We start from the raw sequence: 13,847 nt of genomic DNA, 5'->3' as shown, positions 1-13,847 counted from the left end.
GCAGCTATTTTTATGGAATAACCGTTTCCTCTCGTTAACGGCCATTTTGTGCTGCTACTGTCATATTGGGTCACTCGCATTAAAATAATATAGTGTCCTTTGCGACATTTTCTTTATTTAAAAAACGTAATGAAGTATACTCCTTCTACATTTAGAAACCCAACTGTATCAATCATGAATTTGTTCCTCCCCGTACAGGTAATGATTCATGTGGAACTTTTGTTTTTGATGTTCCTTTCTTTTTAAACGGTATCCACCAATTTAATTCTCCAAATAATTTCATCAATATCGGAATTAGAATCGTTCTTACCAATAAAGCATCCACAAGTATTGCAAATGCTAATCCAAGTCCCATCTCTGCAACAACTCTTACATTTACTAATGAAAATGCGCCAAAAACAGCTATCATTATAATTGCTGCTCCATTCACTAATCCTGCTGTATCTGATAATCCTTTCACGATACTATTGTCATGGGATAGACCTTCTTCAAAAAATTCTTTCATTCGACTAATGATAATTACTTCATAATCCATACTTAGTCCAAAGAGAACCGTGAAAAGTACAACTGGCGTGATTGAATTTATGGTTTGATTCGGGTCAAAGTTTAATGAGAACTTGTTTTGAAAACCAAAAACCAATACTCCTATACTTGCTAAAGTGACAAGTGTATTTAGGACAATTGCTTTAATTGGAATAATAATGGATTTAAAGGTTATGACTAAAACAAAGAAACTGACTATAAACACGGTTAAAATCATGATCGGAATACTTTCGAAAACCTTATGGTCAAAATCCAATCCTGTTGCAGTTTCTCCCCCTACATAAGTAGTTAGATGATTCGTATTGTTTTTCTTAACGGTTTCCCTGATATCCTTTACAAGATTATGAGAGATTTTTGAATCTGCTGCTATATCAGATGCTACAAGGATAACTGTAGTATCTTTGCCATTGTCTGCATTTAACAAGTTCTCTAATTGTTCTTTTAGTGTGCCTGAAAACAAATTGAAATTTTTATAAGCTCCTTCATAATCTTCTAATTTCCATTCATTGTTCCAATTAGTGATACTCGTTACTTTATCAACGTAATCCAATTTGCTTACTTCATTTGTAATTCGATTAACTGTTTCTAAGTTTGATTTATCAATTATTTTTCCATGTTGCGATTTCAAAACAATCTCAATTGGAAATACATCACCTTGATCAAACTTATTGATCAACATCTCAAATCCTTCACGTTCCGGAGAATCGTTTGGAATAGAAGATGCACTAGCAACTGGTACTTGCATGTTTGTTTTTATGGCAGGAACAGCAATGATCAATAGAATGAAAAGCGATGGGATTAAAAAGACAACTGGATGTTTAATTAACTTATTCGCCAACCGTTCCCATATATTTGTTTTATTACGCCTATTAAATAAAGGTATTCTCCATTTGTTTACCCGGGTTCCCATCATTGTTAAAAGAGCGGGCAACAATGTTATGGAAACCAAGATAGAGAAGAAAACGACGATGACTCCTCCCAATGCGATGGAATTAAAAATCATTATATTGGGAATAAACAAAGCGGATAAACTAATTGCTACAGTTAAGCCCGAATAAAGAACAGATCTACCTGCCGTTTCCATCGTTTTTTTTACTGCCTCGATAACACTTGAATGCTCCAGCTCTTTTCTGTACCTACTTACGATAAACAGTGAATAGTCAACCGCAACTCCTAGCCCAACCATACTGATAATATTGGTAACTAAAATATTTAGAGAATAGTTCTGAGCTATAAAATATACTGTAGCCATCGTACCAGTTAGAGCAAACATTGCCATTGCTAAAGGCAATACTGCAGAAAATACAGTCCTAAATACGATGAGAAGAACTATAACCATTACCGGAAATGCAATCATTTCAGCTTTTGATACCGACTCTTTTGTAGCTTTATTTAAAGCGTAATTAAGAGCGGGTCCACCGGTTACTTTCACGTTAAAATTTTTATGACCAATACTGCCTAATTTAGATTCAATCTTAGGTACCAAGCTCGCTGCTTGATCTTCAGTTGCAGATAGTCCAACTGCTATATAAGTTGTTGATTTATCTTTAGAGACTAATTGTTTATTCTTGTGATCATAATAAGTCGTTACTTCTTTAATTTGGCTAAAACCATTGAGTTAGTTCTTAATTTCTCCAATAATCTTTTCATAATCTTTATCAGAAACTGTCTTTGATTTGTGTTGAACCACCACAATTAAGTTTTGAGGATATTTATTGGAAAATTCTTTTTGTATTATATTCTTTTCAGTCATCGATTCGCTTTTAGGGTCATTAAAACCACCAGAAGATAATTGATTAGGAAGATTAATGGCAAAGTATCCCCCTGCTAATAATATTAAAATCCAAAATAACAGGATTTTCTTTGGGTGACCAGTCACCCATTTTGCGAGTTTGGTAAACATTCATTCATCATCCTATTCTCTAGTTTGAATTTCAGATCTATTCACATAAAAGCTTCAAATTTTTTACGGGAATCGGCATTTGACTTAGTGTTAGAACATCTTCCACCAAAATTTATGGATTAAAGTGTAATGAATTCAGAATTTCCACTAGTTCTCCTTCGTTTTTCTCTACATTCGTCATCGGGAAACAGGGATCAATCCACCTTTTGATAACACTTCTGGTGCCGTCTTAACAGAATCAAATTTATTCAACATTCTTTCTTCCTTTCGGGTGAGTGACCAGTCACCCATTTATGTTGTTTAAAAAAAGGAAAACTTATTTCCCTAATTTTTATTACACCCTAATCCATTTAGTACGAAGTTGATTAAAAATTCAATTTTTTCATCTACAGGTAAATCTAATGGCAAATTCTTTGGCTGCAAATTAGGAATCAATGTATAAACCATTGAAAGTATTAAATAACCCGCTGCTTCAGGATAGGGAGTTTTAAAGATTCCCTGTTTCGTACCTTCCTTTAATATTTCACAGAACGGATGTCTGAGGTCTTTAAATATCTCAAACACTTCATCTTGAAAATCAGGGTGGTTTTGCAATTGGTACCTGGACCACAAAATTACAAATGGAATGTAGTTCTCACCAAATTTTAATAACTCAACTTTCGCACACAGTAATATTTAAGCATTGCTTGATATAATTAGGTATAGTGGCCAACCATTTATTCATTTGATTTTTAAAGATGTCCATGTTCAAAGAAACCTCGGCTTCCGCCAAAGTTTGGAAAAGGTCAATAAGTGATTGAAGGGCAGTAATAAAATCTATGTCTTTTACATCTTCGCAAAGGATGTAAAAAAGGTTGCCAATCGTCTTAGGATCCTCCTCTTTTCGCATTTGCCAAGCAATGAGAATATATCGTGTAAAAACAATGGTTGTATGGCTAATTAACATGTCGTAGGAACGTCCCTGGAATTCTTTCTCTAAATTTAAAAGGGATTTATTGCATTTGAAGAAGACTTCAATGTCCCAACGCATGCCGTAAATACGAATGATCTCTTCATTTTCTAATGTTGTATCTGTGCTGAGAATGGCAAGCCATTCGCTCCGTTTATTACGGTTTCGTACAAATAGAATTTTTACTGGAATTCCATTGTCTAAAGTAGCATAAACGGATCCGCGAATGTCTTTTTTACCCATGTGAGGTTTTGCCAATTTGTAAAGTTGATTCAGTGTGAAACGTTCACCATTGTAAACGTATCGCTGCTTTAATTGCTTCACCAAGCCAATGACAAATAACCCTTTGTTCGTAATCTTCTCAATTAAAGGCGCTTGTGTAAACCAGGAATCCATGAGAACATAGTCAGCTATAATCCCTTTTTCAAGCGCATGATCAAGTAAAGCTGAAGCCACGTCCGGTTTTGATTTCAGAGCTTCCTGGCGACGCTTATAGCCAGATGTTCGTTTATCAATATTGGTATTGATTTCTTGCAGGCGATTTTCCTTTTTCGGTGAACTTAGAAGAGCAAAATCAATGGGAATAAAAGTAAAACTATCGGTCCAGCCAAGGGTAAGCATTTGAAACCCTTTCAAGTACTGATGGGTAGAGTGATCAAAAACCTTAGCCAACAGTTCAACCGACTTACTACGGTTTCTTGAAAAGACAGAATCATCAATCACAAAAGCTGTGACACGATCTTTTGAAGTTAATGGTTGAAGCAGACGGATCATTTCACTGCTTAATGAAAGCAGAAACTTTCTCCAATGATAGGTTGGTGTATTTAAAAAGCGATAGACTGTATCCTTTCCGGGCAGATCCTGAGATCGTTTACTCATAAAAGCACGAAACCAGTTCTTATATTGGAAGACTAAAAGAAAAATCAGTTTGAAAACAGTAAGACAAGAATACCCGGAAAGTTTCGTAATATTCGCTTTTCTTAAATGATATCCAATATTTAATTCGGAAAATCCTTGTTTAATTTCTTTTGGTAATTGCGCAAAGTAGTCTTTATTCGTTATCATAGTGGTGACACCTTTCTTTTGGATTTGGTTTCGTCACCAATATTTTACCAAAAGAATAGGTGTCTTTCTTTATGTTTTAAAAAATGTCAAATGATAATTTTGTACTTCCCAAAACCATTTACATCAAGCATTTAAACAAGATTTTGGACTGCGAAAGTTGAGATAATTAGAAAATAATCCACAAAATAGTAATAATTGCAAAACGATTGTTCCCCAAGTAGGTATAATAATTAACCAACTTTCCGCAATTGGTTCAATAAGGGTCATAAGTTTTGGATTTACTCCAAACATTGGGTCATTGATATAGTAGTAAACAGCTGTTCCATTAACCCATTCTGCATTAAACAGTTTTGCAATACTAGAATGTAAATATAAAATAGCAATTTGAAGTTGGATAACGAAGATAGCTGCCCAAGCAATCGCATTAGCAACTTTTGATTCTTCTACTGAAGTTTTTCTTTCCCAATGCCATTTTCTTTTATCTCCTAAAGTAATAGGAAGTAATAAAAAGGTTAATACACTAATAACTTGATCTCCACCATCTAGTGTTGTCATTGAGTTTTGGATACTAAATGCAATCCACCAATGTATTATCCCTGTGATTCTTGGTCTCCACCCTGACGCTACCAGTAGTAATAAGAAAATCACAATAATTTTAACGGTTGGTAAGAACTCTACAGGTAAAATACAAAATGCACTTATACGACTAATGCCAGTGGAGCAAAATGGATATTCTTCAATCCCTGCCACGGGTTTGAATAGTGTACTCACTTCATTAAACATAAGAGTCATAATAGAGGAAAGTGCTAAAATGGTTCTTGCTAAACCATAAACATTGGTAAATGGAGATCCAAGGTTATTTAGTTGGTTTACAGTTGATTCCTTTATGTTTTGGAACATTTTAATTCTACCTTCACCATTTTCATAGTTTTATAATTTCTTTCTATACTAGAACTCCAAGACCATGGCATTGGTTCCTTGATTGTAATAATATGTACTCCGCAAAGGGTTGGTTCAGGTGTTTTGTTTATAATTTCAATTGGCTTAACATCCTCTATCTCTTTAATACAATATTTTATATCATATTTTGAACATTCTTTAAATTCAGACCCTTGTATTTCTTGTAGAAACATCCCAATTTCTGTTCCTTGTGCTCTACCTTCTCTACTAATCCCAAATAGGTTTGAAACTCTCATATTTGGCCATTTTACTGACTTTTCTCCATCTAAAGAATAGACATCCAAGTATTCATCTCTAGGACTTTTGCTGAAGAACCCCCATCCTTGTGGCATTATTTGCGAAATCACAAGTTTATAATCACTTTTTATATTAATAGGATTTGGTGGTAAGGCAGCAATAATAGAAAGTACAAAAATCGATAACAAGATAAACAGAGTAATATAGAAAGACATTACAGTATTATTCTTAATTTCCTGATTCATGACCTTATTAAAATTCCCCCTATCTTTCTTTATATTTGTTACTTAAATGTTTTTAATATCACAAGTTTCTTCTGAGCAATTGCCTATTGGTACAATTTTTCTTGTGCTTGCTATATAATTATAAACATAATGACCGAATCCGAAATAACTTGATAATTTAATTGGAATGTAAAAGATGGTCAGCAAGGGAATTCTAGCGATGATTGAAGCAATTGCATCAATTCCAGTTGCAATCTTTCCATTATTAATATTTATACAATGCATTTCTTTTTCTAATTTCTGTATGGGAATGTTTATTATTCTTGAATCATCACGTATGGTTTGGAATTCAATAAGACGTAACCAATTAAGACGTTGTATATTTTCTTTCATACTCACACAGAGAGGACACCAACTATCATAAAGGACAATAATTTTAGACATAATTAATTCACCTTATTTCATATTTTGTATTCATTTAAAAATAGACTCTAATTAAAGTGAAAAACGTTAAAAGCACAATGATTCCAATTAATATCCATGAAGACCAGTCACCCAGATATTCCATTAGAAAAGGGAAAATTATTATAATAATCCCAAGAGTAATCGAATATATTCCCATCACTCTTGCTAATTTATTCTTATCTCCTTTATATTGTTTTTCATCATACCCGGCAATTAATTTCAATTTCTTTTTTCTCCAAATAAGCCAACCAACAAGAATGAATAATAAACCAGTAATAATACAAATAACAATAGCAGTAGAGAAATCTGTATTTAAGGACATATTTCACCTCCGTAATAAATGGACATTTTTGGAATGATTTTTCCGAATGTTTAATTATAAACTCAACTTTCGCACACAGAAATATGGAGACAGTCCTTGATATAACGAGGTAAAGAAGTAATCCAATTGGACAGTTGACACTGAAAAATGTCCATACTCAAATAAACCTTAGCTTCAGCCAAAGTTTGGAAAAGAGAAATCAATTGTAGTAAAGCCGTTTTAAAGTCCATCTCCTTTACTTCGTCACATAGAAACAAGAATAAGTTGCCCATGGTCTTCGGATCCTCTTCTTTCCGAAGTTGCCAAGCAATCAAGATATACCGAGTGAAGACAATGGTAGTATGGCTAATCATCATGTCATAGGAACGACCTTGAAACTCTTTGGCTAAATGTAAAAACGATTTACTGAATTTAAAAAAGGTTTCAATGTCCCAACGCATCCCATAGATTCGAACGATTTCTTCATTAGACAGCGTGGTATCTGTACTCAAAATGGCTAGCCATTCACTTTGGTTGTTTCGATTCCGCACAAACACGATTTTCACTGGTAAACCCGTATGAAGGGTTGCGTGAATCGAGCCGAGTGTTTCTTTTTTGCCAATGTCTCGTTTCGCTTTTCGATACAGTTGTTCCAAGGTTAAACGTTCTCCGTTGAAAAGATACCGTTGTTTCAGCTGTTTGACCATACCAATGACAAAAAGGCCTTTGGAGTGAATCTTCTCCACCAACGGGGCATGAGTAAACCATGTATCCATGAGCACATAATCAGCGAAAATTCCTTTATCCAATGCATGTTCTACTAATTTCAACACCATGTTTGGTTTTGCTTCCAATGCCTCGAGCCGTCGTTTGTAGCCTGTGGTTCGTTTATCAATGGACGAATGGATTTCGTTCAAGCGATTCTTTTGGTTCGCTGAACTCAAAAGAGCGAAATCGATAGGTACAAATGTAAAGCCATCGGACCATCCGAGCGTTAATAGTTGAAAACCATTGACAAACTGACGAGTGGAATGATCGAATACTTTAGCTAGAAGCTCAACCGATTTACTACGGTTACGAGAATAAATCGAATCGTCTACAATAAACACGGTAACACGGCGCTTCGAAATCGTTTGTTTCACACGACGAATCACTTCGGAGCTCAGAGATAGTAAAAAGGTTCTCCAGTTATACGTAGACGAGTTCAAAAAACGATAAATGGTATCTTTTCCTGGTAAATCGGCAGCCTTTTTGCTTTGTAAGGCGTGGTACCAGTTTCTGTATTGAAAAACAAGAAGAAATAATAGTTGAAAAATCGATAAACAAGAATAACCACAAGCCTTGATAATTCCTGCTTTTCTTAAATGATTACCAATTTGTAATTCAGAAAATCCGTCTTTTATTTCTTTTGGTAATTGCGCAAAATACTCTTTTTTCGTTATCATAATGGTGACACCTTTCTTTCTTTGGTTTTTGGTTTGGTCACCAATAGTTTACCAAAAGAAAGAGGTGTCTTTTTGTTTTTTAGACGAATTTTTTCAGTGTCAAGTGAATATGAGATACCCAAAGAAACCTATCAAATCAAGGATTATTCATAAATTTTTCACTGCGAAAGTTGAGTTAATAAATATTCTAAACATAGTTTTAATTTGTCCATTAAGGAACAATCAAGATCCATTACAGCATCTGATATTTCATTGAATTTTTCCACGACGGTTTCCATTGTGGCTAAAAATAACTCTTTTTTTGTTTTAAAGTAAAGGTAAATAGATCCCTTGCCAATTCCAGAAAGTGCTGCTATTTCATTTATATTTGCAGCATCATAGCCCTTTTCAGCAAATTCTTTGGCTGCAATCTCAATAATCTTCTGTCGCTTTAGTTTCTTTGGATCATCCAATTTAATTTCCCTTTCTTAGAGGTGACCGGTCACCCATATTTAATATAAACAAAAAAAATACAAAAGTCAAAGAATTATCAAAATATTTTATCATTGTATTCTTCTTCCCGCTGTTATTTCAGCACCTGTAAATTATTTTGATTTACATCATCTTGGAGATGAACGTATTTATTTCCAAAAAACAAACATGTTGAAAATAGCTGCTAGAGTGCAGCTATTTTTATGGAATAACCGTTTCCTTTAATTAATACGGTCATTTTGTGTTGCTATGATTTTCATTAAAGGCTATGCTGACCTTTATTCTCTTCCTAGCAGCTCACATAGACATCACAGATCTTTTGATAAACGTATCATATCTTTGCATTGTATACCGTTTTCAAATATTTCCTCAGAATAATGTCGAATGAAGAAATCCCTATCTATTCCCGTTATTCTAAAGCCACATTTTTGATAAAGGATAAGTGGTGCTATACTTGAATTTCCGGTACCTATTTCCATAGTTTTGTACCCTTGATTTTTCGCATTTTGTTCAGCGTGCTGGACTAACTGTTTTCCAGTCCCATTCCCTTGGTTCTCTTTTTTAACGGCAATATTGACTAACTCAACTGTTCCTGGTCTTGTAGGCAATAATATATAGACTCCGATGATTTGTCCATTATCTTCTGCTACAAAGCATTGACCTCTTGTTGCATATTCTTTAACCAAATCTTTAGCGGGATCTGCTAACAATAGTAAATCCATTGGAGGGGATTCGTTTGAATTCAATTTTCTAATCTTCACGACAATCTACCTTTCTTAAGAAGCGAAACCAAATTTTTAAGCAAGGTTACTGTGGATTCACAGTAAGAAAATTCTCATCCTTTAGATTATCAATATCGATCCCATCACAATTGATAGTTTCGGGAAAGTTTAGACTTTTCAAGAGTTAGATAATCGACTGTTTAAACGGATCTTTCTCTTGCGTTTTCCATTCTCTAGCTAATAGGCTATAAACGATGTGGTCTACAAAATGGTCATAAAGCCATTCAGCCTCCCTGAACGTCCCTTCCTTAGAAAAACCTAATCTTTCTGGGATGGCTCGACTTTTGGAATTCAAAACTGCACATCTTATTTCTACTCTGTTTAATTGTAAGTCGTTGAAAATATGATGGATCATGGCTATACATGCTTTGGTCATCAAACCACGTCCTTGAAATGGTTCTCCTAACCAATATCCTATGCTTGTTTTCTTGTTGGTCCAATCAATAAAATGTAATCCGATTATCCCCGCCAACTGACCGTTGTACCAAATACCTGCATCCATTCCATTTTTTGAAGCAAATTTTTTCTTTGACGACTCAATGAAAGAAATCGTATCTTCTACCGCTTTGGTCGAGTCAACCCAAGGAAGCCATTCTCTAAGGTATGTTCTGCAAGAATCCGTGAGGTTAAATAATGGTTCGGCATCCTGTTCTTCGAGTAATTTGAGATAAGTTTGATCGTCAATTGGAAGTCTAAGCATGATCGTCCCCCGCTATTTATCTGCTAATCATCTATTAAAATGAAATTTTCTAACATTTTAACATAAAAATAGAAATGATAATGTGAAAATTCGTATTTTTTGTTGCAAGTATAATTCATGATCACGTCATGAATTCTCTGCCTGTCCCCCCATTTCAGCATCTCTCTTCACGATTCTTCTCGGCTCTCAAAAATGCACCGCAGTAAAAAGGGAGGCCTATTCGCAGTTTAAAAACTCTTAAATATCCGCCCTTTAGTATGTTTAATACGGAGAAAATACAACTTCTCCTTTTACCACTTCCTGCCCGTTTTGATTTATAGCTTGAACATGAAAACGCAGTTGATTCTCATTTTTTTCTTTTAGAGTAGCTTTTAAAGTAATAATATCGTTAAGAAAGACCATTCTTTTAAACCGGACCGAATAATCTTGTATAAACCCTTCTTCATAATAAGGAGTAAAAAGCTTTGCAAGATTTCCCATTGTCCACATACCGTGTGCGATAATTCCTGGCAAACCGGCTTTTTTCGCTTCTTCATCAATGGTATGAATAGGATTGTAATCTCCGGAAGCCCCGGCATATTTAATTAAATCAAGCCGCGTAACGGGAGGAAGCTGTACCTCTTCCAGTGAATCTCCCACCTGCAATTTTATGAGCTCCTTCATTCGATCATCGCCTTTCTAACTGTTTCGGTTATGATGATAGTTTGTGTGGTAGTAAAAATGATTTCACTGGACGGTTCTTCTCCGTAGCCTTTTATAACCAAAAATCCTAACTGATCGTTGCTTCCTTTTTTCTCATAGTACTTTTCCACTTTCGAGTAGCAATAAATTTCTTCTTCAACAAAAAGAGGCCGCTCATAATGAAAAGTCTGCTCTCCGTGAATAAGCCCTTTGCTTGGAAGTTTCAATCCGTCCACCACACCGTAATCCAAGACCTTTGGAAACGTTGGCGGAGCGATATTGTTTTTATATCTAGATTTTTTTCCAGTTTCCTCATCCCAATAGATTGGATTTGGATCGCCTATGGCTTCTGCAAATTTTTTAACAACGCTTCTTTCAATTCTATTCCTCACTTTTTCAGAATATTTTCCAATATGTTCCGCAAACATTTAAGTCACTCCTTCCTTTTAATTTTTTGGACCTCCCGCTACATATAAAACTTGGCCGTTGATAAAGGAAGAATTCTCGTCTGCAAAGAAAGCGACAGCATGCGCAATGTCGAAAGGCTTTCCGCTTCTTCCAACCGGTATTTGTGAAACGCTGTGATGAACAAATTCCTCAAATGATAAACCAAGTCGTCTTGCTGTCTCTTTTGTCATATCTGTTTCGATAAATCCAGGAGCTACCGCATTAGTCGTAATCCCAAATTTTCCAAGTTCAATAGCCAATGTTTTTGTAAACCCTTGCAATCCCGCTTTTGCTGCTGCATAGTTGGCCTGACCTCGATTTCCGAGAGCCGAAGTGGACGAAATGTTGATGATACGACCATATCGTTTCTCTACCATATATTTTTGAACAGCACGAGCGCAATGAAAGGATCCCTTTAAATGAACATCCATCACGGTATTCCAATCAGAGTCTGTCATTTTGAAAAGCAGGTTATCACGAATGACTCCAGCATTATTGACAAGAATATCAATCGAGCCAAACGTGTCGACCGTTTTTTTCGTAAAGTCTTCCACCTGCGATGCATCAGTGACATTTGCCACTCTCGTATAAATGTCAAACCCTTTTGCTTTTAATTCAGCAGCCGTTTGACTTAATGCTTCTTCATTCAAATCTATAATCGCTACTTTTGCTCCTTCTTCAGCAAAGAGCTCAGCGATCGCTCTTCCAATTCCGCGGCTTCCTCCTGTCACAATGGCTACTCTTCCTTTAAATCTTTCACCCATTTTTCATTCCAAGCTGCTAAAATCGTAAAAATTCGAATATGGCGATAGAACCAGCAAACATCGCCTGCCGCCGCTTTAGGATCAGGTCGGATTTTCCTTGTACTAACGAGGCTCGTCGTTTGTTGATGACATCTGTCATTTTCTATTCCTTCCATCGAAAAGTGCACGACGACAATTTTAGCAGCCGGGAATACACCCCCTTTGTATCATTTGATGCTGGTTCATCCAACGACATTTGTGCAAAATGTTCCATTATAACCATTCAAATTCCTGCTTGACATATTCGATATTCCTCAACAAAATTCCTTTTTAATTCAACTGGAAATCAGATCAGCAATAAAAGTCATAGTAAAAAGATCAGATACGGATTCAATTTAATATAGTCTGTCGCTTTATAGCTCAATAGAACACTGGCAAAAGATCATCGCGATCTAAATACCCTTCCGGAACGCTATCCGGAAGGGTTTTTTCATCAACGAAAGCTAGTGATGACGTTAAATCCTTTTGTTTTATATTGTGTCATATTGTCAAATACCGTGTTTACCTCTTTCAAGTGGACTTCCCGTTCGATCAATCGTTTCGGATTCAGTCGTCCGGAAGAAATCAAGCTCAGTAATCCTCGGTAGTCTGGATGAGGATTTCCGAGGCTTCCGACAAATTCAATTTCAGCTGCAGTAATGAGGTCAACAGGAAGCGAAACAAAACCTCCTTCTTCTGAGGTAGTTAACCCTACTTGAACATGTCTTCCTCCTTTTCTAAGAGATAAAACCGAATTTAACACGGTATCTTTAATCCCTAAAGCATCTAATCCGACATGGGCACCGCCTTTTGTTATTTCTTTTATCGCTTCGGAAACGTTTTCTTTTCTGGCATTGACTGTGGCGACAGCGCCTTCCTGCTTAGCGATTTCAAGTTTTTGATCATCAATATCGACTGCAATGACTTGTGCTCCTAAAGCATTAGCCACCTGAATGGCAGAAAGTCCTACCCCTCCTGCTCCATGTACAGCGACCCAATCACCAGGCTTGACATTGCCTCTTACGATACCGTGATAGCCTGTCATGTAACGGCAGCCCACTGCAGCCGCTGTCAAACTGTCTACATTGTCAGGGAGCCTGATCAGGTTAAAATCCGCGTTGCGAATTAAAATATATTCCGCATATCCGCCTTCAAGTCCAGACACCAATCCATAAATTTGAAGATCTTCGCATAAATTCGGCACCCCTTTTTTGCAGTATTCACATCGCCCACAGGCAGAATGGAACGGAACGGTGACACGATCTCCCGGGCGAAATGACTTCACATCTTTCCCGACTTCTTCCACTATCCCTCCAAATTCATGCCCAGGAGTAATAGGTAATTCCGGAGACAAACCAATCCACGACCAATCGCCTTGCCAAGCATGCCAGTCACTGCGGCATACTCCACACGCTTCGATTTTAATCACCGCGTCTTCTGGCCCTGGTTTAGGATCCGACACAGTTTGAATTTCCAACGGTTTTTTATGATGAATAATTTTCGCTGCTTTCATCATCATTTCCCCCTTATAATGAAAGACTTGTGTATTTCTGATTTTCTCTACATTTTTGGCAATAAAGTAAATACTTCTGAATCGCTATGGATTTGGATGAGCCCATTTAATAACGGCAGAAGATAGGTCACAGGATGAGAGGCTATAACAGTGTGACATCGAGCAATAAACATTCATTCCTGTACACGCAGGCATTTGTCTTTTCAGTCATTGTTGTACAGTGCTTTCTTTCAAGAAAGACATAAGGAAACGCTTTCAAAATAGACCGTCAAATGATGAAATCTCCGAAAATGTTAAAGCCTTCATTTCCAAAAAGTGTTTTTATTCTCCTAAGCATTCTACTCGTTTTTTATTAGGAGAGCATCCATACTTTTGTAAT

16 protein-coding genes are annotated in these 13,847 nt (G+C 36.1%); all 16 read right to left on the bottom strand.

Annotated features, from left to right (window positions below; genetic code table 11):
- Positions 1-172 precede the first annotated feature (172 nt).
- Positions 173-2,143, bottom strand: a complete 1,971-nt coding sequence (locus BSM4216_RS07520; protein WP_255287952.1) for an MMPL family transporter — start codon at positions 2,141-2,143, stop codon at positions 173-175.
- A gap of 18 nt (positions 2,144-2,161) precedes the next feature.
- Positions 2,162-2,446 carry a hypothetical protein gene (locus tag BSM4216_RS07515; protein WP_048623306.1) on the bottom strand — a complete coding sequence of 95 codons (285 nt, stop codon included), beginning with the start codon at positions 2,444-2,446 and terminating at the stop codon, positions 2,162-2,164.
- A gap of 652 nt (positions 2,447-3,098) precedes the next feature.
- Positions 3,099-4,460 carry an IS4 family transposase gene (locus tag BSM4216_RS07505; RefSeq protein WP_048623304.1) on the bottom strand — a complete coding sequence of 454 codons (1,362 nt, stop codon included), beginning with the start codon at positions 4,458-4,460 and terminating at the stop codon, positions 3,099-3,101.
- Between the two features lie 123 nt (positions 4,461-4,583).
- Positions 4,584-5,360 carry a sporulation-delaying protein SdpB family protein gene (locus BSM4216_RS07500; RefSeq protein ID WP_053083235.1) on the bottom strand — a complete coding sequence of 259 codons (777 nt, stop codon included), beginning with the start codon at positions 5,358-5,360 and terminating at the stop codon, positions 4,584-4,586.
- Positions 5,345-5,902: an SdpA family antimicrobial peptide system protein gene (locus BSM4216_RS07495; RefSeq protein WP_048623303.1), complete on the bottom strand. Its 558-nt coding sequence runs from the start codon at positions 5,900-5,902 to the stop codon at positions 5,345-5,347. The genes BSM4216_RS07500 and BSM4216_RS07495 overlap by 16 nt, the downstream gene beginning before the upstream one ends.
- A gap of 42 nt (positions 5,903-5,944) precedes the next feature.
- Positions 5,945-6,325 (bottom strand): thiol-disulfide oxidoreductase DCC family protein, encoded by a 381-nt coding sequence (locus BSM4216_RS07490; protein ID WP_048623302.1) that lies wholly within the window; start codon positions 6,323-6,325, stop codon positions 5,945-5,947.
- 34 nt (positions 6,326-6,359) lie between these two features.
- Complete coding sequence (locus BSM4216_RS07485; protein WP_244878053.1) at positions 6,360-6,668, bottom strand: DUF3784 domain-containing protein; 309 nt, start codon at positions 6,666-6,668, stop codon at positions 6,360-6,362.
- Between the two features lie 62 nt (positions 6,669-6,730).
- Positions 6,731-8,092 (bottom strand): IS4 family transposase, encoded by a 1,362-nt coding sequence (locus tag BSM4216_RS07480; RefSeq protein WP_003353499.1) that lies wholly within the window; start codon positions 8,090-8,092, stop codon positions 6,731-6,733.
- A gap of 158 nt (positions 8,093-8,250) precedes the next feature.
- Positions 8,251-8,544 (bottom strand): TetR/AcrR family transcriptional regulator, encoded by a 294-nt coding sequence (locus tag BSM4216_RS07475; RefSeq protein ID WP_048623301.1) that lies wholly within the window; start codon positions 8,542-8,544, stop codon positions 8,251-8,253.
- Between the two features lie 327 nt (positions 8,545-8,871).
- Positions 8,872-9,324, bottom strand: coding sequence for a GNAT family N-acetyltransferase (locus BSM4216_RS07470; RefSeq protein WP_048623300.1), 453 nt, complete (start codon positions 9,322-9,324; stop codon positions 8,872-8,874).
- 145 nt (positions 9,325-9,469) lie between these two features.
- On the bottom strand, positions 9,470-10,045 hold the full coding sequence (locus BSM4216_RS07465) for a GNAT family N-acetyltransferase (RefSeq protein ID WP_048623299.1): 576 nt from the start codon (positions 10,043-10,045) through the stop codon (positions 9,470-9,472).
- A gap of 261 nt (positions 10,046-10,306) precedes the next feature.
- Positions 10,307-10,708, bottom strand: coding sequence for a MaoC family dehydratase (locus tag BSM4216_RS07460; RefSeq protein ID WP_048623298.1), 402 nt, complete (start codon positions 10,706-10,708; stop codon positions 10,307-10,309).
- Positions 10,705-11,154, bottom strand: a complete 450-nt coding sequence (locus BSM4216_RS07455; protein WP_048623297.1) for a MaoC family dehydratase N-terminal domain-containing protein — start codon at positions 11,152-11,154, stop codon at positions 10,705-10,707. Before BSM4216_RS07455 ends, BSM4216_RS07460 begins: the two co-directional genes overlap by 4 nt.
- A gap of 18 nt (positions 11,155-11,172) precedes the next feature.
- Positions 11,173-11,937, bottom strand: a complete 765-nt coding sequence (locus BSM4216_RS07450; RefSeq protein ID WP_048623296.1) for a beta-ketoacyl-ACP reductase — start codon at positions 11,935-11,937, stop codon at positions 11,173-11,175.
- Complete coding sequence (locus tag BSM4216_RS07445) at positions 11,910-12,092, bottom strand: hypothetical protein (RefSeq protein ID WP_156179230.1); 183 nt, start codon at positions 12,090-12,092, stop codon at positions 11,910-11,912. The genes BSM4216_RS07450 and BSM4216_RS07445 overlap by 28 nt, the downstream gene beginning before the upstream one ends.
- 317 nt (positions 12,093-12,409) lie before the next feature.
- Complete coding sequence (locus BSM4216_RS07440; RefSeq protein WP_048623294.1) at positions 12,410-13,468, bottom strand: zinc-dependent alcohol dehydrogenase family protein; 1,059 nt, start codon at positions 13,466-13,468, stop codon at positions 12,410-12,412.
- Positions 13,469-13,847 lie beyond the last annotated feature (379 nt).

The organism is Bacillus smithii, assembly GCF_001050115.1.
GTDB classification, from domain to species: Bacteria; Bacillota; Bacilli; order Bacillales; family DSM-4216; genus Bacillus_O; species Bacillus_O smithii.
This window is presented reverse-complemented; position numbering and strand designations above follow the sequence as displayed.

What these genes read in the sequence shown, in the direction of transcription:
- BSM4216_RS07515 (WP_048623306.1), bottom strand. Translation starts at nt 2,446, where the DNA reads ATGTTTACCAAACTCGCAAAATGGGTGACTGGTCACCCAAAGAAAATC.
- BSM4216_RS07505 (WP_048623304.1), bottom strand. Translation starts at nt 4,460, where the DNA reads ATGATAACGAATAAAGACTACTTTGCGCAATTACCAAAAGAAATTAAA.
- BSM4216_RS07500 (WP_053083235.1), bottom strand. Translation starts at nt 5,360, where the DNA reads ATGTTCCAAAACATAAAGGAATCAACTGTAAACCAACTAAATAACCTT.
- BSM4216_RS07495 (WP_048623303.1), bottom strand. Translation starts at nt 5,902, where the DNA reads ATGAATCAGGAAATTAAGAATAATACTGTAATGTCTTTCTATATTACT.
- BSM4216_RS07490 (WP_048623302.1), bottom strand. Translation starts at nt 6,325, where the DNA reads ATGTCTAAAATTATTGTCCTTTATGATAGTTGGTGTCCTCTCTGTGTG.
- BSM4216_RS07485 (WP_244878053.1), bottom strand. Translation starts at nt 6,668, where the DNA reads ATGTCCTTAAATACAGATTTCTCTACTGCTATTGTTATTTGTATTATT.
- BSM4216_RS07480 (WP_003353499.1), bottom strand. Translation starts at nt 8,092, where the DNA reads ATGATAACGAAAAAAGAGTATTTTGCGCAATTACCAAAAGAAATAAAA.
- BSM4216_RS07465 (WP_048623299.1), bottom strand. Translation starts at nt 10,045, where the DNA reads ATGCTTAGACTTCCAATTGACGATCAAACTTATCTCAAATTACTCGAA.
- BSM4216_RS07460 (WP_048623298.1), bottom strand. Translation starts at nt 10,708, where the DNA reads ATGAAGGAGCTCATAAAATTGCAGGTGGGAGATTCACTGGAAGAGGTA.
- BSM4216_RS07455 (WP_048623297.1), bottom strand. Translation starts at nt 11,154, where the DNA reads ATGTTTGCGGAACATATTGGAAAATATTCTGAAAAAGTGAGGAATAGA.
- BSM4216_RS07450 (WP_048623296.1), bottom strand. Translation starts at nt 11,937, where the DNA reads ATGGGTGAAAGATTTAAAGGAAGAGTAGCCATTGTGACAGGAGGAAGC.
- BSM4216_RS07445 (WP_156179230.1), bottom strand. Translation starts at nt 12,092, where the DNA reads ATGGAAGGAATAGAAAATGACAGATGTCATCAACAAACGACGAGCCTC.
- BSM4216_RS07440 (WP_048623294.1), bottom strand. Translation starts at nt 13,468, where the DNA reads ATGAAAGCAGCGAAAATTATTCATCATAAAAAACCGTTGGAAATTCAA.